This is a genomic window from Ekhidna sp. (genome assembly GCF_040220215.1).
Lineage (GTDB): Bacteria > Bacteroidota > Bacteroidia > Cytophagales > Cyclobacteriaceae > Ekhidna.
In genome coordinates this window covers 1-22,244 of the sequence record NZ_JAVJTR010000009.1, presented here as the reverse complement: position 1 = coordinate 22,244, position 22,244 = coordinate 1, and the positions used below count along the sequence as shown (strand labels likewise).

19 protein-coding genes are annotated in these 22,244 nt (G+C 40.8%); 12 read left to right on the top strand and 7 right to left on the bottom strand.

The genetic code is table 11. The annotated features are described in order from the left end of the window. Positions 1-8: 8 nt before the first annotated feature. Positions 9-917 carry an alpha/beta hydrolase gene (locus tag RIC88_RS01900; protein ID WP_350215734.1) on the bottom strand — a complete coding sequence of 303 codons (909 nt, stop codon included), beginning with the start codon at positions 915-917 and terminating at the stop codon, positions 9-11. A 471-nt stretch (positions 918-1,388) separates the two neighbouring features. Between RIC88_RS01900 and RIC88_RS01895 the strand changes: the two genes are divergently transcribed. From RIC88_RS01895 to RIC88_RS01860, 8 genes are all read left to right on the top strand, one after another. Continuing rightward, positions 1,389-1,538 carry a hypothetical protein gene (locus tag RIC88_RS01895; protein WP_350215733.1) on the top strand — a complete coding sequence of 50 codons (150 nt, stop codon included), beginning with the start codon at positions 1,389-1,391 and terminating at the stop codon, positions 1,536-1,538. A gap of 111 nt (positions 1,539-1,649) precedes the next feature. Further along, positions 1,650-1,979 (top strand): antibiotic biosynthesis monooxygenase family protein, encoded by a 330-nt coding sequence (locus RIC88_RS01890; RefSeq protein WP_350215732.1) that lies wholly within the window; start codon positions 1,650-1,652, stop codon positions 1,977-1,979. Positions 1,980-2,083: 104 nt separating this feature from the next. Continuing rightward, positions 2,084-2,677, top strand: a complete 594-nt coding sequence (locus RIC88_RS01885) for an FISUMP domain-containing protein (RefSeq protein WP_350215731.1) — start codon at positions 2,084-2,086, stop codon at positions 2,675-2,677. A 236-nt stretch (positions 2,678-2,913) separates the two neighbouring features. Then, a complete protein-coding gene (locus tag RIC88_RS01880; RefSeq protein WP_350215730.1) occupies positions 2,914-3,549 on the top strand; it encodes a hypothetical protein in 636 nt (211 codons plus the stop codon). A 24-nt stretch (positions 3,550-3,573) separates the two neighbouring features. After that, complete coding sequence (locus RIC88_RS01875) at positions 3,574-4,035, top strand: hypothetical protein (protein ID WP_350215729.1); 462 nt, start codon at positions 3,574-3,576, stop codon at positions 4,033-4,035. Positions 4,036-4,299: 264 nt separating this feature from the next. Continuing rightward, a complete protein-coding gene (locus tag RIC88_RS01870; RefSeq protein ID WP_350215728.1) occupies positions 4,300-5,766 on the top strand; it encodes a rhomboid family intramembrane serine protease in 1,467 nt (488 codons plus the stop codon). Between the two features lie 205 nt (positions 5,767-5,971). After that, positions 5,972-6,226: a DUF4212 domain-containing protein gene (locus tag RIC88_RS01865; RefSeq protein WP_502879992.1), complete on the top strand. Its 255-nt coding sequence runs from the start codon at positions 5,972-5,974 to the stop codon at positions 6,224-6,226. A gap of 8 nt (positions 6,227-6,234) precedes the next feature. Further along, positions 6,235-7,923, top strand: coding sequence for a sodium:solute symporter family protein (locus tag RIC88_RS01860; RefSeq protein ID WP_350215726.1), 1,689 nt, complete (start codon positions 6,235-6,237; stop codon positions 7,921-7,923). A gap of 19 nt (positions 7,924-7,942) precedes the next feature. On the opposite strand, the gene RIC88_RS01855 is transcribed toward RIC88_RS01860, so the two are convergent. Beyond that, a complete protein-coding gene (locus tag RIC88_RS01855) occupies positions 7,943-9,031 on the bottom strand; it encodes an aromatic ring-hydroxylating oxygenase subunit alpha (protein ID WP_350215725.1) in 1,089 nt (362 codons plus the stop codon). A 56-nt stretch (positions 9,032-9,087) separates the two neighbouring features. On the opposite strand from RIC88_RS01855, the gene RIC88_RS01850 reads away from it, so the two are divergent. Continuing rightward, positions 9,088-10,392, top strand: coding sequence for an amino acid permease (locus RIC88_RS01850; protein WP_350215724.1), 1,305 nt, complete (start codon positions 9,088-9,090; stop codon positions 10,390-10,392). A gap of 3 nt (positions 10,393-10,395) precedes the next feature. Here RIC88_RS01850 and RIC88_RS01845 read toward each other — a convergent pair whose 3' ends face one another. Then, positions 10,396-10,836 carry a MarR family winged helix-turn-helix transcriptional regulator gene (locus RIC88_RS01845; protein ID WP_350215723.1) on the bottom strand — a complete coding sequence of 147 codons (441 nt, stop codon included), beginning with the start codon at positions 10,834-10,836 and terminating at the stop codon, positions 10,396-10,398. 130 nt (positions 10,837-10,966) lie between these two features. Between RIC88_RS01845 and RIC88_RS01840 the strand changes: the two genes are divergently transcribed. Then, complete coding sequence (locus RIC88_RS01840; protein ID WP_350215722.1) at positions 10,967-13,657, top strand: hypothetical protein; 2,691 nt, start codon at positions 10,967-10,969, stop codon at positions 13,655-13,657. On the opposite strand, the gene RIC88_RS01835 is transcribed toward RIC88_RS01840, so the two are convergent. Continuing rightward, complete coding sequence (locus tag RIC88_RS01835; RefSeq protein WP_350215721.1) at positions 13,647-14,183, bottom strand: dihydrofolate reductase family protein; 537 nt, start codon at positions 14,181-14,183, stop codon at positions 13,647-13,649. The two genes, RIC88_RS01840 and RIC88_RS01835, sit on opposite strands and share 11 nt — an antisense overlap. Positions 14,184-14,187: 4 nt before the next feature. Beyond that, positions 14,188-15,594 carry an MATE family efflux transporter gene (locus RIC88_RS01830; RefSeq protein ID WP_350215720.1) on the bottom strand — a complete coding sequence of 469 codons (1,407 nt, stop codon included), beginning with the start codon at positions 15,592-15,594 and terminating at the stop codon, positions 14,188-14,190. A 438-nt stretch (positions 15,595-16,032) separates the two neighbouring features. Between RIC88_RS01830 and RIC88_RS01825 the strand changes: the two genes are divergently transcribed. Next, a complete protein-coding gene (locus RIC88_RS01825) occupies positions 16,033-17,037 on the top strand; it encodes a nucleotidyltransferase-like protein (protein ID WP_350215719.1) in 1,005 nt (334 codons plus the stop codon). On the opposite strand, the gene RIC88_RS01820 is transcribed toward RIC88_RS01825, so the two are convergent. Beyond that, positions 17,034-19,076, bottom strand: coding sequence for a M3 family metallopeptidase (locus tag RIC88_RS01820; protein ID WP_350215718.1), 2,043 nt, complete (start codon positions 19,074-19,076; stop codon positions 17,034-17,036). The genes RIC88_RS01825 and RIC88_RS01820 overlap by 4 nt on opposite strands. A gap of 78 nt (positions 19,077-19,154) precedes the next feature. On the opposite strand from RIC88_RS01820, the gene RIC88_RS01815 reads away from it, so the two are divergent. Next, a complete protein-coding gene (locus RIC88_RS01815) occupies positions 19,155-20,750 on the top strand; it encodes a mechanosensitive ion channel family protein (RefSeq protein ID WP_350215717.1) in 1,596 nt (531 codons plus the stop codon). Between the two features lie 45 nt (positions 20,751-20,795). On the opposite strand, the gene RIC88_RS01810 is transcribed toward RIC88_RS01815, so the two are convergent. Continuing rightward, positions 20,796-22,244, bottom strand: a 1,449-nt coding sequence (locus RIC88_RS01810; protein WP_350215716.1) for a T9SS type A sorting domain-containing protein, incomplete at its 5' end; no start/stop codon positions are given.

Sequence of the window (22,244 nt, the reverse complement as noted above, 5' to 3'; positions counted from 1 at the left end):
TGCTTATCTCACTCTGCTAAGAATTGACTAAAGAACTCCCAGTAGCTTTCCCCTAAATTGGTAAACATTTCTTTAGGTGAATGGCCAGCATTTGGCACTAATGTCATTGTATGTGGAATCTTTAACTCCATCAAGTGTTGTGAAAATTGTTGGTTGTTCGATAAGCTGGGATCCATTTCGCCAAGGATCATTCGAATTTTGACTTGATTACGAATTGCATCGACATTCTGCTCAGCTAAAACCCATGGACTATTTGTACGGAAGTAGTCAATGTCACCTCCGTAAACACGGTCAAGTGTAGCTTGCGCCTTTACTTCACCTGCTAGTGGCGCTTCTTTTGGTATCAAAACCTCCTGGAGTGGACCGGGATTAAGCATCGAAATTGCTCCAAATAAATTCGGGTATTTAAATCCAAACCTTGCAGCACCATACCCACCCATGCTACCGCCCTCCAGAATGCGCCCCTTTGGAGAATTGATAGTTCGGAAGGTAGTATCAATATGTGGGACTAATTCATTGATAATGACCGTTTCCATAAGTACACTACCATCTTTCCAGTCAATCCACATACTTTCTCGTTTGTTATCGTCAAGAAAGATGACCAATAGGGCGGGTATTTTATTCCCTTTTATAGCCGAATCAAATCGCTTCGATAACATATCAATCGCACCAGGTGGCCAGCCACCGCTTCCATGCAACCAATACACCACTGGAAATTCCTTCAGTGAATCAGCTTGATATAGATTTGGCAGATAGGCATAGTATTGTATCTCAGAATCCATCACAGAACTTTGAATCTGACGTTTTTCAGCTATTTTGACTACATCCTTTCCGGGGGGAGCTATTTGCCCAAGTACCCCATGAATGGAGAGAAATGCTATACATCCAAAGAATAATTGATTCAGGTATTGCTTCATACTATTTTCCGGTCAGATATTCACTTATATTCAATGCCTTCTTTTAGATTAAAATAATACTTTTTTAAAACTAACTGTCAGGATTAGGATCATTTGAAAGTAAGTAATTTAAATATACATCCTCAACTCGTCCTCGTTTGCAACGAGGATGGATAAATAAGTGGTATTGACTGTGGTAAGGAAGATTCCGGCTCAAGGCCGGAATGACGCCTAGTTTGCGAGGCGTTTGCAACGCGTGCTCAATCCAACAAAATAACATCTAGCAGTCTTTTTATTCCACAATAATCCGATCACCTTCCCTTCTGCATTTCCTTATCTTTCTATTTAACGTCTCAGTTTGTGGCGTTATGTCCAGAGTAAAGCACCGTTCTATGGAGTGATTGTTGGTGTGGGATAGGTTCGCTAGTTTTAACCCAACGAGCTGTGGACATATACACACTAGCCGGACATTATACTCAATTAAACTAAACAATGGATTCAAAATTCTACGTACCTAACGGACAAGGAGAAAACTATAACATTTTTGGGTATTGGAGCCTCAACGAGATGAACCAGAAAGGACGCATGTTCATTTTGATGGAGACATTAGAATCAGAATACATCGTCACAAACATCACTTGAAGCCGAATCAAGAAAAAAAATTACGAAGATTTATGGTTCGGTGTGTCAATTGTGAGTGAAAATAGGTGTACCACATTGTAAAACATAGTTACCACCCCAAGAGAATACCAAATGAAAGAAGTAAGCGTAATCAATTCCATTCAAGTGCCCAGTGGACACGAAGAAATGGCGATTAATGTTAGAGATACATATATCAAGTATTTTAAAACCAAATCGGGATTTGTAAGCTCCACATTTTATAAATCGATTAATCCGGACAACACTTTCAATTTTGTTAATATAGTTGTCTGGGATTCACGTGAATCATTTAACAATGCCGTTAATAGTGGGTTTGATAATGCTGAAGGATTGAATGACGATAATATGAAGGTTTTGGGAAAAGGATTTCCTTCCCCTATTGCAATAAATCCCGGACAATATGAAACCATAAGAAAGGACTGAGGAACTTATCTGTAGGGTAGAAGTGCTAGTTTCTCCAAAACTTTTACAAACGCTTTCAAATTCAGCCCGTATATAAGCAGAATGTCTCACCAAATTGACAGTTTATGAATCTCGTCCATGCTACATCCATTCTTTTGCTTGCCGTGTTGATCAGCTGCCAGCCAGCCAATGAGGGGTTGGTGGACATGGATGGAAATCAATATGACACTATCCAGGTGGGCGGTACTAGCTGGATGGCAGAGAACCTGAAAGTGACACATGATCGGGAGGGAAATGAGATCCCCTACTTTTTTCCCAATGGAGATGCAGACAACATTGAAACCTACGGATTACTGTATGATTTTGAGAATGCTTGTAAGGTATGTCCTGAAGGGTGGCGGCTGCCGACAAACGAAGAATGGGAAACGCTTTTCGACTTTTCTGGGAATACCAATGCCGGCAATTACAAAGACACTGGATTTTGGGATGAAGAGCAAAACACCAACAGCACCCAATTTTCTGCAAGACCTTCTGGAATAGGTAATAATCAGGAACATCCGAATAATTTTGGGGAGAACACCCTTTTTTGGTCGTCATCAAAGGAAGAAGAGCATTTTATCTGGACATATATCCTGGAAAAAGGAAAAAATAGCGTACGTAAAGCGGCGCAGCATCCCACCTATGCGTTTTCCGTGAGGTGTGTGAAGGCAAGTGACTAGTTTAATATCGATTTGCTTATCTGAAGGGTTCCTATTTTATGGTTAACACTTGAAAAGGTATATTTGAAATTGCGAATGGCGGTTATACACGACATTAATCGACTACAAGCATTTAATTGTCGTTTTTATAACTGATTTTCAATGAGTTAAGTAAAATTATTACTCAGAATACATAAGATAAATAACACGCACAGTGCGCGTTACATTAATGTTGGCGATAATTGGTGCCAGATCGAATGCAAGAGTTTCAACTGACAATTTTTAGACAAAGTCGAATTCTACTGGTGATTTTCACTATGCCAATGATGGTACTTTCTGCATTCTTTTCAATTCTCTTTTTGAGAGCTATACACCCCCTAAACTGGATTATTGGCATTTCGATTATAGCTTTGGTTGGAATAAGCTTGTTTTACATTTCCATTGGTCGCTTAACTGTAAAAGTTGAGAATCAGACCTTGAAATTCGACTGGCATAACAAGTTGCTTTTTAACTATAAACCAATTGAACCAGTCCAACTCGGTGACATTCGAACACTTGTTATCAACGAACAAACTTTACTTAAAGAACTCCAAACTGACCAACGTCAGATCCCGATTGGAACAGCTAAACTGCTGAAGAAGGACGCTACTGAATTCATTAACTTTTTACAGACTCATACAACTGCTGAACAAATAGACAGTTGGGAAGTCTGGAAACGCCGTGGCTGGTTAGCAATTGCATATCGTATTAACACTTTCATATTAGTAATTCTTGGTCTAATAATGATTCCATACATCTCATTTAATGGCTTTGATAAGACATTACTCCTGTACATCCCATTGATACTATTTCAACTATTAGGCTACCAACTTGTGATGAAAAGTAAAATGTAATCACAATTAACTAACACTAACCCAATGAAGAGAATCATAGGTTCCCTAATCACTTTTGGTCTTTCCTGCTTACTTCTAGCTTTAGCAATTAAAGGTATTGTCCAACTAACAAGCCAATTTGATACGGTTGAATGTACAGTTGATAGTTACTATGTAGACTCTGTAACCAAAACTTCAGTTTTTACACGAAGATGGACTAGTCAGGTCTTCTTTCTTGAAACTATTAACCCTAAACTAAAATTTGAATTTTATAGGAAAGATCAAGACTACTCAAGAATTCTCTCATTACTAGATAAGAACCAGCAAAATACCATTAAAGTAACTCATGCCGATTACGACATAGTTGAATTAATTTCTAACGACATCACAATTATCCAACACTCAGATTTCAAAGAAAAAAGTATAGCCATAACAACCATTGGAAGTGCTGGATTTCTACTTTTCTTGTCATTCTCAATTCTAATTTGGAGAGGAAAACTAAAGTAACTATCGCCAACAGTTGCTAAGCGGCATTTGTCAGCGTGCCATTCACAACCTGATTTGCAACTGTCCCACTTCGGTGCACCTTCTGAAAATTGAGAAGCCTTAGCAACTGTCTTGCTTCTGGACTTTATCTTTCACAACGCATTTTCTTCGAGATAGCTTTTGAGGGGTGGTGCACCTTCGTTACTTTTAGTGCTTTCAAGCTAAGAGTGGACAAACCGCCGCTTAGCGAGACGTTGGCAATCATTACAACCTAACCGATAGAGAATGGCTTTTGGATTTTCACCCAAACATATTCAAGACTTTCAAGTAGAGGGAACTACTCCAAAACGCTCCTTCGTAATAGCAACTGAAGCTGCTAAGAAGTTGAATTGGGATATAGGATTTTTAAGTGAATCTGGATTTATAGCTTACACTAAATTTTCCTGGAGTTCGTGGAGTGAAGAAGTTCAATTCAAGATCGACTTTCACAACATCAATATAAAAAGTGAATGTACAGGCAGCCAAGTTGTCGACTGGGGTAAGAACCGGAAGAACATCGAAAGATTCATTAGCACTTATAACTCAATAAAGGATGAATATTCTCTTGATGAACTTGATAGCAAGTTCAATGAGCTTGAGCAATCATTCGTTTCTAAAGATGAAGACATAATTGGACAACCTCATTTAGCAAAAAAACAACAGATTAATGGATTTCTGTCCATTTTTCAAGCACGGGAAGGTTATTTCGTGACACCATGTCTCCTCGGCTTAAACCTCCTAGTATTCATATTCATGATTGCATTAGGTGTAAATATTCTATTACCTAATGTTGAAAGTTTAATAGAATGGGGAGCAAATTATAAACCTTTAACTCTTGACAATCAATGGTGGAGACTAATAAGTAGCTGCTTTATCCACATTGGCATATTACACTTTTTAGTGAATATGTATGCCTTGATTTATATAGGGTTGATTCTAGAACCGTATTTAGGGAAAGCAAGGTTTTTCTCAGCATATATTCTTTCAGGTATTGCCGGTAGCGTGGCTAGTTTACATTGGAATGAATTGACAGTAAGCGCAGGTGCTTCTGGTGCCATTTTTGGAATGTACGGAGTGTTTTTAGCATTGCTAACAACTAACTTAATTGAAAAATCTGCCAGAAAAGCCATACTAACCAGTATAATAGTTTTTGTTGGGTACAATCTATTAAACGGATTACAACACCAAGGTATTGATAACGCTGCTCATATAGGAGGATTAACCAGCGGATTGATTTTTGGGTATGCATTTTATCCTAGCTTAATAAAGCCCAAAAGAAAAGTCCTAAAGACAGCAACTATATTATTGCTTATTGCTCTTGTTTCTTACCCTTCTTATATAGTTCTAGCTACTACGTCAAATGATATAATGACTTATGAGAAGAGAATGGAGCAATTTGCTTCACTTGAAGAAAAAGCACTTAGCATATACAACAATCAGCAAGTTTCAAATGATGAATTATTGATAGAGATAAGAGATAATGGAATACCTAACTGGGAAAAAAGTATATCTCTTTTGAAAGGAACTGACTCTTTAGACATCCCTCAACACCTACAAGATCGAAACCATAAGCTTATCGAATACTGCGAGCTAAGAATTAAAAGCTATGAAGCTATTTATAAGTCCATTTCAGAAGATTCTGAGGAATACCAAAATCAGATTGAAGAACTTAATACCCAAATTGAAGAGGTAATAAATCAACTATCCCAATAACAACGAATTGCCAACAGTACTAAGCTCCATTGGCTAACTTAGTTGTTTGCAAAGACCTGTAAGAACAGATACTTTTGAGATATTTGAAAGACTAAGCCGACAGAGCTTAGTTAGACGTTATAAAGCACTCATCAAGGCATATAATAAACCTCCACTTTCTTCGTATTTTGCTAAACTTGAAGAACGCTAACCTCAAATGCAGCTTATGCAACATGATCTCAAAAAATACTGGTCCAGAAACCTGAAATACCTCCTAGTCCTTCTCTCTATCTGGTTTGCGGCCTCCTATGGCGCAGGTATCTTATTCGCTGATCAATTAAACACCATCAAAATGGGTGGTTTTAAACTGGGATTCTGGTTTGCACAGCAGGGATCCATTTATGTCTTTGTGATCCTCATCCTCGTGTATGTCCGCTTGATGAACAAGCTGGACAAGGAATTTGATGTAGACGAAAAATAGCCAACCCCATGGACGTACAAAGCTGGACATTTACACTTGTAGGAATCACTTTCGCCATGTATATCGTCATCGCGATCTGGTCACGGGCTTCTTCCACCAACGATTTTTACGTGGCAGGTGGAGGTGTATCTCCATTGGCTAATGGCATGGCCACTGCCGCTGACTGGATGTCTGCTGCCTCGTTCATTTCGATGGCCGGCCTCATCAGCTTCATGGGGTATGATGGAGCTGTATACCTGATGGGCTGGACCGGAGGTTATGTGCTACTAGCATTGCTCCTTGCCCCCTACTTGCGGAAATTCGGAAAATACACCGTACCGGACTTTATCGGCGATCGCTACTATTCCAACATTGCACGAACGGTTGCTGTCGTTTGCGCCATCATTGTATCCTTCACATATGTAGCCGGACAAATGCGAGGTGTGGGCGTGGTGTTCGCCCGCTTCCTTGAGGTACCGGTGAATACCGGCGTGTTTATCGGGATGATCATCGTGCTGTTTTATGCCACCCTTGGAGGTATGAAGGGAATCACCTATACCCAGGTAGCTCAATACTGCATCCTGATCTTTGCCTTCATGGTGCCGGCCTTCTTTATCTCTTTTCAGCTCACCAACAATATCATTCCTCAACTAGGGTTTGGTAGCACTTTATCTGACGGCACCTACTTATTAGACAAACTGGATGGGCTTCATAAGGAATTGGGATTTGCTGAATATACCAGTGGATCAAAATCCATGATTGACGTCTTTGCTATAACACTTGCACTGATGGTTGGAACGGCCGGATTGCCACATGTTATCGTCCGATTCTTTACGGTTAAGAAAGTAAAAGATGCTCGGATGTCGGCGGGATGGGCGCTTATCTTCATCGCGATTCTGTACACCACTGCTCCTGCTATTGCAGCCTTTGCACGTACCAACCTGATTGAAACCGTCTCCGGAAAAGACTACAGCCAAATGCCGGAATGGTTCTCTAATTGGGAGACCACCGGATTGATTGTATTTGAAGACAAAAACAACGACGGCAAGATCCAGTACCTGGCCGATGTGGACAAAAACGAGCTGACAATAGATCGGGATATCATGGTATTGGCAAATCCGGAAATCGCCAAGCTCCCCAACTGGGTGGTTGGGCTGGTAGCTGCCGGAGGTCTGGCAGCTGCACTTTCAACAGCTGCGGGACTACTTCTGGTAATCTCTGCTAGTATTTCACATGATCTGATCAAAAAGCAGATCAGGCCAGATATCTCGGAGAAGGGTGAACTGGTGTGGGCGCGAATCGGGTCGGTCATTGCCGTTTGCATTGCGGGCTACTTCGGCATCAATCCGCCGGGCTTTGTAGCAGCCGTGGTAGCATTGGCTTTTGGACTGGCCGCAGCTTCCTTCTTCCCCGCCATCATTCTGGGCATTTTTGATAAGCGCATGAACAAAGAAGGTGCAGTGGCAGGCATGGTTGTTGGGATTCTGCTAATGCTTTTCTACATGATGAAGTACAAACTAGGAATGTTCGGTGGTGGCACAGCCGCAGACTGGTGGTTTGGCATTTCCCCGGAAGGATTCGGAACCGTTGCTATGCTGGTCAATTTTGTAATCTCATTCACCATTTCCCGGTTTTATCCTGCTCCTCCCAAAGACGTGCAGGAAATGGTTGAAAGCATTCGCTACCCACGGGGAGCAGGCAGTGCGACGCATGGATAATCAAAAGAGATTTTCAATACTACCCCAAACTCTTAGCCAGCATACTATGAAACTGATGTACGCCCGTCTCACGCTTAGGTGAAAACCTTCCTGAGGGATAGTATCGGGATTTTAGCCCTTTGTGAACACCTTCTACTACAAATTCATCCTCCCGCTCTACCTTGTCCAGCAACGCTCCTGCCCCCTTGTGCAGCTTGGATTCATCATAGATATAAGACAGAAAAGATACTTTCGTCTGATTAGGTGAAAGCGGACGAACGATATTGACGGACAGCCCCCACGGATAAAAATTGAACATCATATTTGGATATACCCAGAAGTAATAAGCTGCCACCCGCTTTCCGACATGAATGTGACCCGACGGTAAATCAAAGGTATTCTCTGCTCCTTCTGAATAGCCTACCTGCACATTGAACTGATCGTGAAGGATTGTTTCATAGCTTCCATAATCGAGTGCTTCATTCAGGTCGCTATGCACAAATGGAATGTGAAATCCTTCCAGGTAGTTATCACAATACAGTGCCCAATGGGCATTGACCAGGTAGTCCTTGGATTGCACTTCATTGAACACAAATTCATTCAACGGAAGAAAGCCAACATACTGATTCATTTCTTCTATGACTCTGTTGAAATCAACCTCACCTCCCATGTTAGCAAACAACATCGGACCCCATTGCGCAGTATCAAATCGGTGTAAATCCTCACATTCTCGTGGAAAATCCTTTGCCTCTTTAAACTCAGGCATGGATTCAAATGCGCCATTCAGTCCAAACTTTCGACCATGGTACATGCACATGAGTTTGCGCTGACTTCCTGGGTTCTGAGCCACGAGATTACCTCGATGTGTACACACATTGCTCAGGCAATGAATAGTGCCTTCCTCATCTTTGGTGAGTACCAAGGGTTCGGTCAGGTATCCATCCAGCATGATAAACGGATTGGTCTGCTTCGGAAGCTTCACCAGATTTTCATCTCCAATCCATTGCCATGATTGATAAAACACTTTTTCCCTGATCAATTCAAAGGTCGCTTCATCCTGATAAAAGGAAGCGGGCAGTGTTGTTGCCTGGGTAATGTCCGGGTGGATAGAATACTTAGGTGTGCTCATTTATTTCGGCTATCTTTCAAAAATACCAATTTAATACCGCCTTACCAGTTAAATAGATGAGTAGAAAAAAGTTAGGCTTCTGGACCAGTTCATCCCTGGTGGTAGGCAATATGATCGGTTCCGGTATTTTTTTGTTGCCGGCCACACTCGCATCGTATGGGAGTATCAGCATCATCGGCTGGGTTATTTCGGCATTCGGAGCAGCTGCTCTGGCATTCGTTTTCATTGAATTTAGTAAGATGCTTCCGGGCACCTCCGGTGGCCCTTATGTTTATTCCAGAAGTGGTTTGGGAGATTTTGCCGGATTCCTGGTGGCGTGGGGATACTGGACCTCTGTCTGGTGTGCGAATGCAGCCATTGCGATCGCACTGATCGGTTATCTGGGGGTATTCTTTCCTGCTTTACAAACCAATAGTGTTCTGGCCGTTTCTACCGGATTAAGTATTGTCTGGGGTGTCGTCTGGTTGAATACCAAAGGAGTGCGAGAAGCCGGAATTTTCTCACTCATCACCAGCATTATGAAAATCACACCGCTTATCGCTATTGGTACGTTCGGACTTTTCTACCTGAAAGTGGAGAACTTCTCTTCTTTCAACATCAGCGGAGTGTCTGACCTTCGGGCCATTACTGCCACCGCTACACTTACATTTTTTGCCTATATGGGCATAGAGTGCGCGACCATTCCTTCCGGGGATATAGAAAATCCGGCGCGCACCATTCCACGATCTACTTATTTTGGTCTGACCATCACGGCTGTGGCTTACATTTTGGGAACCGTCTCTCTTTTGGGAATCATACCCGCAGAAGAGTTGCAATACTCTCAGGCTCCATTTTCGGATGCTGCGGCCATCATCTGGGGACCCTGGGCAGAAAACCTGGTGGCCTTTGGAGCAATCGTGTCTACCCTTGGGGCATTGAATGGGTGGATATTGGTGCAAGGACAGATACCTGCCGCGATAGCAAGGGATAAACTCTTCCCTCCCATTTTCGCCAAAGAAAACAAGAATGGTGTGCCGGCATTGAGCCTTATCATTTCAAGTCTTTTGATTTCGATTCTGATCCTTATGAATTATTCGAAAGGGCTTGTGAAGGCTTTTCAGTTTGTCCTGCTATTATCCAGTATGACTGCCTTGCTTGCTTATTTGTTTACCTCGGTGAGTTATGCAATCGTAACAGCCCAAAAAGAAGGAATCACCAAAGGGTTTGCGCTCAAGATATCTTTAGCCATAGTGGCTTTTATTTTCTCCATTTGGGCAATAGCAGGCTCAGGAGTTGAGATCGTATACTGGGGATTTATCCTGTTGATATTGGGGCTCCCTCTTTATGTCTGGATGCAGATCAGGAAGCACAAGGAGGATTAATGGCTACTTCGTACCATTATGTTCACTGTAGTTTGCGAAAATCTTGTCTAGTGTAGCTATGAGTGTTTCGTATTCTTTCTCTGATAGGTTAGTCCAACCTAATTTACGCGAAGCTTCAACGGCCGGTGTGGCTTTCCTTATCACGTTGTTCCCTTTGGGTGTAATGCGAACGTGATGTTTCCGTCCATCCATTTTGTCCCGCACACGCTCTACAAGTTTCTTCTGTACGAGCAAATCCACTATCCTTGAAACAGTAGGTTTATCTCGGAAACTGAAGCTCGCCAAGTCGGTCTGAAACATGTCCTTCTCTCCCAGCTTAGAAAGAATCACCCATTGCTCAGGTGTAATATTCACCTTCGCACTTTTAAATCGGTTGATCAAATCTTGTCTTACCACCTTGTAGGTACGATCAATAAATGATCCTATTTCTTTATAATCCGACATATTAAGCTAATATATTGCATTTCGCTGTGCCCTCGAACAACCGCTCATTGAAAAAATAACAGACAAAGACTCAATCGCGTACTAAATGCTCAATATCTAGGTTATTTTTGGGACAAATCAACCGTCCGTATTGAAAAAGGTTTTAATTATCATATCCATCTTACTCCTTGCCGGTGCAGGGTACTTCACCTACGAAAAATGGGTAAAACATTCGAACCTGACCAACTGGAGCTTCGTGCCGGCAGATGCAGCTGTTGTTTTTGAAGCTAAGCTTCTGGAAGATCTCAACGTACTGAGAAACTTCCCTATTTGGTCTATTCCCGAGCAGGCAACAGGATTTAAAAATCTCAGACAGGGATTGAGCTTTCTTGACTCCATCAACGGTGAAGGTGGCTTCACAGCTATTTTTGATGATGCCCCAACGATTGCTTCGATGCACAAGGTATCCAACACAGAAGTGGATTTCCTGTTCATTGTTGAATTGCAAAACATTTCGCAAAACACTTTTGCAAATGCTGCTATTGGAAGATTACAGGAAAGCGGTTACCGATTCAGAACCCGGAATTACAATGATTTCAAAATCAGTGAGATCAGTAATGAAGGCAAAACACTGACATTCATTTTTCACAAAAACTTCTTCCTCGCCAGCTTTACCCCCTATCTGGTGGAAGATGCCGTTCGTGCCATCAGTGATTCAGAAATGCTGTCTTTCAAAGAAAAGTTTAATCAACTCAATGCTACCGGTACAGAAGGCCTTTTATCAATCTATGTAAACTATGCCAAATCCGGCGATTTAATGGGCGCGCTCATCACTGAAAACATCAATTTTCCAATGATTGCAGGGAATTATGGGCTAATGCTGGACTCATCATTTTTACAGCTCTCAGGTTTTTCTAATGCTACTGAGGGATGGATCGGCACCCATAAAGAACAACCAGCCACATTTGATATGGTAGAAATAGTGCCTGAAAATACTTCTCACTTTCATCACATTACCTCTGTCAATATCGGCTCGTGGAAAACCGAACAAATCAATTACCTGCGTAAAAAATTTCCAGCTGTAAAAAGTCTTCAGGACTCTTTGAAATCATTGTATGACTTCAATGTAGATCAGGTTTTTGATTTGGTGGATAATGAAATTGGGGTTGCTTCGCTGGAATCTCCTCGTGTACGAGACAGGCAAAAATTAATGATCCTGGAAGTGAACAACGTTCAGGAATCGTTAGATTTCTTCAGCCTGCTGACACAAAGAATAGCGCTTGCCAGAGGTGATTCAGTCTATACGGAATCATATAGCGACAATGAAATCCGTTTTCTACCTATTCGAGACTTTCCTTCAACCCTGCTGGGTGATATAGCTGATGGATTTGACCAGTGCTTTTACATCAGCTACAGGAATTACCTGATTTTCTCTAATGACTTACAGGAATTGAAAAATCTCATTACCTCGATATTGAATGAAGATACCTGGGGTAAATCCATCCAGATGAATGATTTTTTCTCTCGAACCAACAATGCGGCCAATGTGAGCTTATTTGTAAACATACCACGGGCTTGGAACAATATGCTGACAACACTGAAGCCTGAATGGGAAGAGCATTTCAAACAAAACGCTTCATCGTATAAATCAATTGATCTAGCTGCTTTCCAGTATAGCTACTTAGATGGGAAATATTTTACGAATTATACATTCACCCAGCCGATGAAGAGGTCCGCTAGTATTCCTAAAACCAGTCCGGCCAATGATGTGCAATTTGTGAGTAAGCTCACTACCAAACCTTACCTTGTTCGAACGCATGCACACCGTGATTTTGATATCGTGCTGCAGGATAGTACGAATGTGATCTATTATTTAGACCCAAATCAAAATGCACTATGGACGGAAAATGTAGAGGAGCCTATTACCAGCGATATCTTTCCGATAGATTATTATAAAAACGGAAAGCTCCAGTATCTATTTGCAACATCCTCAAAAGTGTACATGATCGATCGCACCGGAGATCCAATTCCGGGCTACCCGAAAACACTGCCAAAATCACCAAAAATTGCTCACCTCAATCTGATCGACTATGATTTAAGTAGAAACTATCGCCTGGCAATTACAGATGTAGATGGCAATGTATACCTCACTGATAAAGATCTGAAAGTGCTGGATGGCTGGAATCCACGCAAACTCAACAGAGGGGCACTACTACCTCTCAATCATTCACGCCTAGGCAGAACCGATGTGATGATCTCCATCCAGGTGAATGGTTTAATCAACCTGATGAATCGAAGAGGAGAAAACATGCGAGGATTTCCTTTTGACACCAAACAATCTGTCAGCAAAAACTACTTTTTACGGCAATCCAATGGTCTGGGCAATTCATCGCTCACAGTCATTTCTGAAGGTGGAGAGCTAACTGAGCTAAACCTGGAGGGTGATGTAATCAAGCGAGATCAGCTAATCAAAACCAGTGCAGATGCACGTTTCCAGCTGGTTCCTGACACTGGAAATGACTCCTTTATCATTGTAAGAAATGAGGGAAACAGCTATGAAGTTTTGGATGATACAGGTAATCTGCTGTTTAAGAAAAATTACCTTTCAGAGGGACCAATTTTAGTTCAATACTATCAATTTGGTGCCGGTAAGGATTTAGTGATATTTACTGATAAGCCAAACAAGGCCCTTTACATATATGATAAATCCGGTAATCTGGTGACCGGTAATCCACTTAATTCAGCAAATGAAGTAAGTCTTATCTATTCAGCGGCAAAAAGAGAGTTCCAGGTTTTCACTACATGGGGGTCAAACCTGGAACTATACACTTTTAACTATTGATTACTTCATAAGTCATTATTTGCAATCCATCATCAAAAGATTGATTATGAGTGAGGTTCAACTTATTCTTGACAGCATAATCACCAAACAATCGAGTCCCCTCTCCCAAAACTATTGGATTGACCTTTAACTTGAGCACGTCAATCATTCCATTTTTCATCAGCCATCCGGCAAACATGCCCCCACCACACAAATATATCTCGCTACCAATCTGACTTTTCAATTCCCTTAGTATTTCACACTGTTTGGGTACCACTTTTACCTGCTCACTTGGGTTATCCAATTCAAGATTTTCAGAAAAAATAAAGTGTTCCATATGGGGATAGGCCGGTTGTCCCGGCTTCAAACCAAATTGATAGCCAAACTCATAGGTCTTCCTACCCATGATCACCGTATCAAAAGACTCCAGATCATAGAGGTATTGCTCCACACCTTCGCCATCCATTGCAAACATGCTGATGTCATCATCTTTGCCGGCTATGAAGCCGTCTAAAGATGTAGCCACATAGTAAATGATTTTCCTCATATGCCTACACTTTAACCGTTTTCCAATTACCTCTTTTGAAAATAACTATTGCAACCAAAGCATATAAGCTATGGCAGAAAGCAATACAAAAGAATACTCCGTTCGTCTCCCATCCCATATTGAAGGAGAGGAAATAGGATAATGGGATTTGGATTAACCAGAACACTACAATACTTATATACATCGGTGTTTTGGTATCACCGGCTCCATTAAATCCCTGCCCTACGACCATTCCATAGGCGAAAAACACATAGCCGACGCAGATGATTTTCAAGGCATCAGAACCGATATCAATCACTGCTTTTGGCTGGTCAAATATTGACAACACTTCTGTTGAAAACAGTGAAAAAAGGACAGTGATGAGAATCAAAAACATGGCATTCCACTTTGCTGTCACCCATACAGACTTTTCAGCTCTGTCAGGTTTAAGAGCTCCCAGGTTCTGACCTACCAAAGTAGCGGCCGCATTCGCCATCCCCCAGGAGGGCAAAAGCGTAAAGTAGATTACCCTAAAGGCTATTTGATAGCCGGCCATCGCTTCCTTGCCAAATTCACTCACGATTCTCACAAGGAATAGCCAGCTTAAGGTTTCAACCAAAAACTGTCCAATTCCACCCGCGGAGATAACTATAATCTCCTTGATCGTCTTCCATTTTACCACAAAATTGGCCACTCCTATCTTAATCAGGGACTTTCCATTGAATAAATAGAAAATCTGGTAAACTACTCCACATGATCTACCTATCGTAGTGGCAATAGCAGCTCCTTCCACTCCGTAAGCCGGAATAAAGCCCCAACCAAAGATGAAAATAGGATCAAGGATAATATTAAGGCCATTTGCCAATAAAAGAGACTTCATAGCAATGGAAGCATTTCCTGCACCACGAAAAATTCCATTTATCAGAAATATCAAAACGATGCTGATATTGCCTCCATACATCACCTGCGTATAGCCCACTCCTTCTTCAATCAGGCTGATGTCACCACCCATCAGATGAAGGATTTCAGCTGCATACAGATAACCGAAAATCCCAAGGACGATACCAATAACAATGGCAATTATAATCGCTTGAAATGCTGCATTTGCCGCTCTTTCGTACTCCTTCTCGCCTACTCTCCTGGCCACTATGGCAGTTGCGGCCATACTGAGACCAATCGCAAGCGAAAAAATGATCATCAGAGGTGCCTCGGTCAAGCCTATAGTAGCGACAGCATTGACACTCACTCTGGACACGTAAATCATATCAATAAGTGCAAACAATGCCTCTCCCGTCATTTCAGCAATGATCGGAATTGATAATAGCACAATTGCTTTGTTGATACTACCGGTCGTGAATTCTGTTTCCTTTCCCCGAAGGGCGGAAATAAAGAGTTTAAAAACTCTGGTAATAGAGAATGATTCTTTCGTCATTTCTAAATGAAATTAAATGTGTTAGACTGCCGCCATTGCTGGTGCAGCATCAGAAAATTTTATTAAAAAGAAACGGATAGTTTGAGATACCCAGCCTTGGGGTTACCCTCGGATGCGTGAGGGCGTGGTATTAACAATCTCAGCGAATAGAATCATAAGACCACAATAGTAGCTCAATTTTTTTTATTTAACTATCTGTGACCCATGATTTATTTTACAAAAACTAAAAAATTCTTTGTTTCCTTCAAAATTGTCTTAGTGCATATACGTCGAATAATCCCTTAGGTGTAAATACCTAATCAGGGCAGTAAAGAGACATTTTTGAACATTAAAAGCACATTAAAAGCGCCCAATTATTAATCCTAATATATTCACTTCCGGCCGATAATCTTCTAAAAATACAATTCATGTGTATATAATTGATTATTTTGGCACTCGATGGAACACGACTACAGCCTATTAGTTGAAAATCTAAAAGGAAGAAGGTATGATGAAGCGCTTCGGGAGCCGGTGCTTTCAGAAGCATTTCATCAATCAGGATATTCCGATTGTTTGCGGTACACACTGGAGTCAATGGTTGAAATAGACCCTTCCTATGCATATAAAGTGTATGCCAACTCCAGAAGAATTCACGAAATCATTAGTAGGTCCTTAAAAAAGAAAGGATATGATGTGGATTACAGATATCAGGGTGCTCTGAAAACTTATTCTAACATCTTACTTTATGGAGATGTAGAAATCATCGTTATCAAGAAAAATGTTTCAGGAAAACCACATCAGGATATGCAAACCCTGGCTATGGATATCCTTGATGTCCTGCGACGAGATCCTACTTTTAAATCAGTGGACTACAGCGATAAAACCCGAATACGTGTTACGGCACAAAAGCCTACTTGCGAGATAGATGTACTGCCATCCATGTGGATAAACAGTGCTGAATACGCCAAGACTAAAAATGAAATTTATCGTGGTATTGCCGAGTTTGATTTCAAAAACAAGAAAGTAAAGAAGTATTTACCATTTCTCAATATTGCCAGGATCAATGCAAAAGATCAACATACCAACGGAAATCTCAAAGCATTATCCCGATTATTAAAGTCTTTAAGATCCGACTCACATGATAAAATCGAGCTTAAGGATTCTGAAATAAACGCCATGATCTACCACATGCCTGAAACTGATCTCTCAGTTCCTCATAACAAAGTTATTTCGCTTTTACCTAAAGTTTCTGCTCTATTGACCAAACTCTCTACGGATATGAACTACTTTGGTCGCATGCTTTCTCCATCTGAAAAAGATCGTGTTTTCGGAGGCAGGCCTGAAAAACAAGAGGAAGTCAAAAAACTCAACACAGAGCTTTCCTTACTGATAGATAACCTTAAGAAAGATCTAGAAGCAAATAATAAAAGTCTCCAGTCAGAAATTGAATACCTTCAGGCTTAAGCCAAGCCGGCACGCTTCAATAATGCATCCGGAGTTGGTTCCTGTCCTCTGAATTTCTTGTAAAGTTCCATTGGGTGCTCAGTGCCACCTTTACTCAAAATATTTTCCTTGAACGAGGTGGCTGTTGCCTTATCAAATACCCCATTCTTTTGAAACACAGAAAAGGAATCCGCATCCAAAACTTCAGCCCATTTATAGCTATAGTACCCTGCCGCATATCCACCAGAGAAAATGTGTCCGAATTGTACACTCATGTTGGTTCCCTCTACTATTGGAAAAAGCTCCGTAGATGAAAATGCCTGATCTTCAAAGTCTCCTACACTTTTGATTGCAGCAGCCTCTGTCGGGGATAAACTATGCCATGCCATGTCCAACAAAGCAAAACTTAGCTGTCTTACAGTGGCATAGGCTTCATGATAGGTTGAAGATTTTTTAATTCGATCTACTAAATCGGCCGGGATCAACTCCCCGGTTTTATAATGCTTAGCAAACAAATCCAGACATTCTTTCTCATAACACCAGTTTTCCATGATCTGAGATGGTAGCTCCACGAAATCCCAATAGACACTGGTTCCTGAAAGACTTTGATATTGTGTGTCAGCCAGCATTCCATGAAGGGCATGCCCAAACTCGTGAAAGAGTGTTTCTACCTCTCTAAACTTCAATAAAGACGGATGACTTGTAGATGAAGGTGTGAAGTTGCAGACAATACTTACTTGAGGGATGATCCTTTTCCCATTGTCATATCGTTGACTTCTGTAAGAAGTCATCCAGGCTCCTTCACGCTTTCCGTCTCTGGGGAAAAAGTCTGCCAGAAACACTGAAACCACCTCTCCTTTTTCATTTATGACTTCATAAGCCTTAACGTCTTCGTGATACACTTCAAGTTCTTCATTTTGACGAAATGAGATTCCGTATAACTTTTCAGCGGTAGTAAATACCCCTTCAATTACGTTTTCTAATTTGAAGTATGGCTTAACTAACTCATCGTCGAGTTCATATTTTTCTTTTCTCAGTTTCTCTGAATAATATGCCCAATCCCAACGCTGTAGCTCTATATCATCTCCTTTTGTCTGAATGTAAGATTGAATTTCCTCGACTTCCTCTTTTGCTTTCGGTAAGCTTTTTTTCATCAGGTCATCCACAAATTCCATGACCTTATCGGGTGATTCAGCCATGCGTTGCTCCAAAACGTAATGACCAAAAGAAGGATATCCTAGAAGCGAAGCTAATTCAGCCTTAAGCCGGATTGTTTTCAAAACCAACTCTTGATTATCCCTTTTATCTCCTTTGAAACACTTGGTCATGAATGCCTTATACATTTTCTCACGGAGCTCTCTGTTATCAGCATATTCCATAAAAGGGATATAACTCGGAGCTTGTAGAGTAAAAATCCAACAACCATCTTTTCCACGTTTTGATGCCAGTTCACTGGCTCTTCCGATAAGATCGGCTGGAAGTCCGGCCAGATCTGACTCGTTTTCAATCACAAGCTTATAGCTATTGGTTTCCGCAAGTAAATTTTCTGAGAATGAAAGGGAAAGTTTAGAAAGCTCAATACTGATCTCTTTGAATCGATCCTTTTTCTCCCCTTCAAGTTCTACTCCTCTCCGTACAAAATCGAAATATGTCTCGTGGAGCAGTTTCTTTTGCTCCCCATTCAATCTCAGATCATCCTTATTATCATAGATTTTCTTTACACGAGCAAACAGCTGTTCATTTTGCTTCACTTCACTATTAAAAGCAGAGAGCTTGGGCGAAATATCCTGTGTGATTTTCTGTATCTGTTCGGATGTTTCGGCAGAATTCAGATTGAAAAGGATTGAAGCATTCCGCTGAAGTTTATCTCCACTATTTTCCAGTGCCTCTATCGTATTGGCAAAAGTTGGTTCTGCCTGATTATTGATGATTGCATCTATTTCATCTTTGGCCTCCTTAAGAGCGGATTCTATAGCCTCAACAAAATGGTCGATTTTTATTTGTCTAAAAGGAGGCAATTCGTATTTGGTTGCGAATGAAGATAAAAGCGGATTCGACATGTTGTTTCTTTATTTTTCAAAATGGACGGCAAAGGTAATTGCCTATGAAGTTTACATTTGCATGAAACAGCTTAACCTATGAGAATTGTTCTAATTGTTACATTATTTTTTTCCTTGCTTACACTCAATGCTCAAGACAACTTTGTTGACTTGAGCACACCCCGAGCATCCGTTAAGACTTTTCTGGAAAATTTACAGCCTGAAAATAGAAATGACTCACTAGCTGCTTTACCATTTAAAACAAAAGAGCGTTCGCAGAATGAAGCGGAAAATGCCGCAATAAAGTTCAAAAGAGTTCTCGATGGAAGAGGTATCTATATCTACCTGGATGAAATATCGAAATCCAACACCTATGTTGATTCCGTCAGCAATAAGAATAAGTATGTTCTATTGGATGATTATCCTAAAATATTCCTTTTAAAGTCAGACAATGACGACTGGATTTTTTCAGATTCAAGTATTGACACCATAGATGAATTGTATAAAGAAACCTTTCGGTTTGGGACCGGGCAGCTTTTGAAATTGCTGCCTAAGTTAGGCACTAAAAAAACCTTAGGATTATACACCTATCAATACATTGCTATTTTCATTTTAGCCCTGATCAGCACGCTGGTATACAAGGTATTTTCTTTTTTCACAGAGCGAATCTTCAGTCGAATTGTCAAGCGATTCGGTTATTCCGGTGATGCTTCAGAAAAGTATTTATGGCAGTTGGCACGGCCAACAAGTGTTTTCATCATTGTCCTGCTATTGATTCTGTTTATTCCGGCGTTACAGCTTCCTGTCACCTATTCCAAATATGTGAACATCATTCTACGTGTGATGCTGCCACTTTTCGGTACCATCATTTCATATCGTCTGGTTAATATCTTCAGCATTTTTCTTATGCGAATGGCTCAGACTACTGAGAGTACACTGGACGATCAGCTAGTTCCTCTGCTGAGAAAAACGCTTAAAACTTTTGTCATCATTATTGGCACTCTTCTTATCCTGGACAATCTGGATGTTCCGATTCTACCATTACTGACAGGGCTTTCCATTGGAGGTTTGGCCTTTGCTTTAGCCGCTCAGGATACTATTAAAAACTTCTTTGGGTCTGTGATGATATTTATAGACAAACCCTTTCAAGTGGGTGATTGGATCACTTCAAATGATGTAGATGGAACAGTTGAGGAAGTTGGATTTCGATCTTCAAGAATCCGGACATTCAGAAATTCTGTAATCTATGTTCCTAACAGTAAGTTAGCCGATAACACCATCGATAATCATGGCCTTAGGAAGTATAGAAGGTTCTATTCTCAAATCTCAATTACCTATGATACACCACCTGAAATGATTGAAGTATTTGTGAAAGGTCTGAGGGATATTGTAGAAGCTCATCCTAAAACATGGAAAGATAACTACCATGTATATTTCAATGAGATGGCCTCCAGTTCATTGAACATCATGTTTTATATCTTCTTTAGCGTACCAACATGGGCTGAGGAACTCCAGTGCAGACATGAAATATTGATGCAAATAATGAAACTAGGTAGAGAACTTGGGGTCAACTTTGCGTTTCCAACACAAACACTTCATATCGAAAATATGCCAGGACAGCCCTCACTTTCCCCAGCCTATCCTTCGGGCAAAGAAGCAGAGATGAAATTGCAGACATTCTTTAAGAAGCAATAAAAAAGGGATTGTTGCCAATCCCTTTCTCTGCTATATTTCATGAAATTACTTCTTGATCCATCGCTGAGAAATAATCTCCCTGCTCGTGATCACTTCAATGATGTAAATACCTGTATCGGCTGAAGACATATCAATATCACAGCTGAACTCTTCAGATTGTTTCGAGTTATAAACCTCTTGAATGATTCTACCTAAAAGATCAGATACCCGAATTATCATTTCTCCTCTGAAATCATTTTGTATATTGATTTGAAATCTATCATATCCGGGATTCGGATAAACACCGAGCGCATTTACTGCTTCATCATTAAGTCCTAAGACTTCATTGACTGTTAACGCAAAGGATTGAGTGAACTCTTCTTCACCATCACTTACCTGAAGGTTAATATTAATTGATTGTAAATCATCAAACTCAATCTGCCCAATCAATATCAATTGATCCCTAGTAATTACAAAAAGATCATTATGTTCATCATTTGTACCATCGCCATCAATGAGTGCGAACGTATGCATGTCTTCAGCATTTGGGTCCGTCGCGGAAATTGTCGCTGCTGTAGATCCTGGTGATAGACTCTCATCAAGTGATGTGACGGAAAGGGAAATTGCAGTTGGCGCCTGATTGACATCAACCACATCAATTACAAAAGCCTGTTCAATACTGCCTTCAGAATCTGAAGCTCTTAAATAAATATTATAGCTTGCCTGTGTTTCAAAACGTGAACTTTGCTTGATAATTAATTGATCGTATTCAATCAAAAATTTACCATTATCTATATCATTCGTTCCATCACCACTGACCAACCTAAATTCATGTTCATCTGCAGTGTTCACATCGATTGCATCAATAATAGCTACAACAGAACCTGCAGGTGTATCCTCACCCAATGATGTTGTTGAAAGATTAATCGCAGAAGGCAGCTCATTGGTATTATTAACAGTTATAACAAAAGCTTGTGAAATGCTACCTTCTGAATCAGCAGCTCTTAAATAGATGTTGTAACTCGATTGTGTATCAAAATTCGGTGATGATTTGATTACCAGTTGATCTCCATCAATTAAGAACTTGGAATTATCTGCATCATTGGAGCCATCCCCAATAGCAAGTGTGAACGTATGACTGTCTCCACTGTCTACATCATCAGCAGTCAAGGTAGCTACTGGTGTACCTCCTGCTATGCCTTCATCAAAAGTGGTGCTTGACAGTTGGATACCTGTTGGGGCAGAGTTAAGGTTGTTGACTGTAAGCACAAATGCAGCTTCCGCACTTCCTTCTGAATCTGAGGCCGACAAGTAAATATTGTAAGTATCCTGAGTCTCAAAATTTGGTGATGATTTGATTACCAGCTGATCTCCGTCAATTAAGAACTTGGAATTATCTGCATCATTGGAGCCATCCCCAATAGCAAGTGTGAACGTATGACTGTCTCCACTGTCTACATCATCAGCAGTCAAGGTAGCTACTGGTGTACCTCCTGCTATGCCTTCATCAAAAGT

Bases quoted from the DNA above. Each gene is read 5' to 3' on its own strand.
- RIC88_RS01900 (WP_350215734.1), bottom strand. From the start codon at position 917: ATGAAGCAATACCTGAATCAATTATTCTTTGGATGTATAGCATTTCTC.
- RIC88_RS01895 (WP_350215733.1), top strand. From the start codon at position 1,389: ATGGATTCAAAATTCTACGTACCTAACGGACAAGGAGAAAACTATAAC.
- RIC88_RS01890 (WP_350215732.1), top strand. From the start codon at position 1,650: ATGAAAGAAGTAAGCGTAATCAATTCCATTCAAGTGCCCAGTGGACAC.
- RIC88_RS01885 (WP_350215731.1), top strand. From the start codon at position 2,084: ATGAATCTCGTCCATGCTACATCCATTCTTTTGCTTGCCGTGTTGATC.
- RIC88_RS01880 (WP_350215730.1), top strand. From the start codon at position 2,914: ATGCAAGAGTTTCAACTGACAATTTTTAGACAAAGTCGAATTCTACTG.
- RIC88_RS01875 (WP_350215729.1), top strand. From the start codon at position 3,574: ATGAAGAGAATCATAGGTTCCCTAATCACTTTTGGTCTTTCCTGCTTA.
- RIC88_RS01870 (WP_350215728.1), top strand. From the start codon at position 4,300: ATGGCTTTTGGATTTTCACCCAAACATATTCAAGACTTTCAAGTAGAG.
- RIC88_RS01865 (WP_502879992.1), top strand. From the start codon at position 5,972: ATGCAACATGATCTCAAAAAATACTGGTCCAGAAACCTGAAATACCTC.
- RIC88_RS01860 (WP_350215726.1), top strand. From the start codon at position 6,235: ATGGACGTACAAAGCTGGACATTTACACTTGTAGGAATCACTTTCGCC.
- RIC88_RS01855 (WP_350215725.1), bottom strand. From the start codon at position 9,031: ATGAGCACACCTAAGTATTCTATCCACCCGGACATTACCCAGGCAACA.
- RIC88_RS01850 (WP_350215724.1), top strand. From the start codon at position 9,088: ATGAGTAGAAAAAAGTTAGGCTTCTGGACCAGTTCATCCCTGGTGGTA.
- RIC88_RS01845 (WP_350215723.1), bottom strand. From the start codon at position 10,836: ATGTCGGATTATAAAGAAATAGGATCATTTATTGATCGTACCTACAAG.
- RIC88_RS01835 (WP_350215721.1), bottom strand. From the start codon at position 14,183: ATGAGGAAAATCATTTACTATGTGGCTACATCTTTAGACGGCTTCATA.
- RIC88_RS01830 (WP_350215720.1), bottom strand. From the start codon at position 15,594: ATGACGAAAGAATCATTCTCTATTACCAGAGTTTTTAAACTCTTTATT.
- RIC88_RS01825 (WP_350215719.1), top strand. From the start codon at position 16,033: ATGGAACACGACTACAGCCTATTAGTTGAAAATCTAAAAGGAAGAAGG.
- RIC88_RS01820 (WP_350215718.1), bottom strand. From the start codon at position 19,076: ATGTCGAATCCGCTTTTATCTTCATTCGCAACCAAATACGAATTGCCT.
- RIC88_RS01815 (WP_350215717.1), top strand. From the start codon at position 19,155: ATGAGAATTGTTCTAATTGTTACATTATTTTTTTCCTTGCTTACACTC.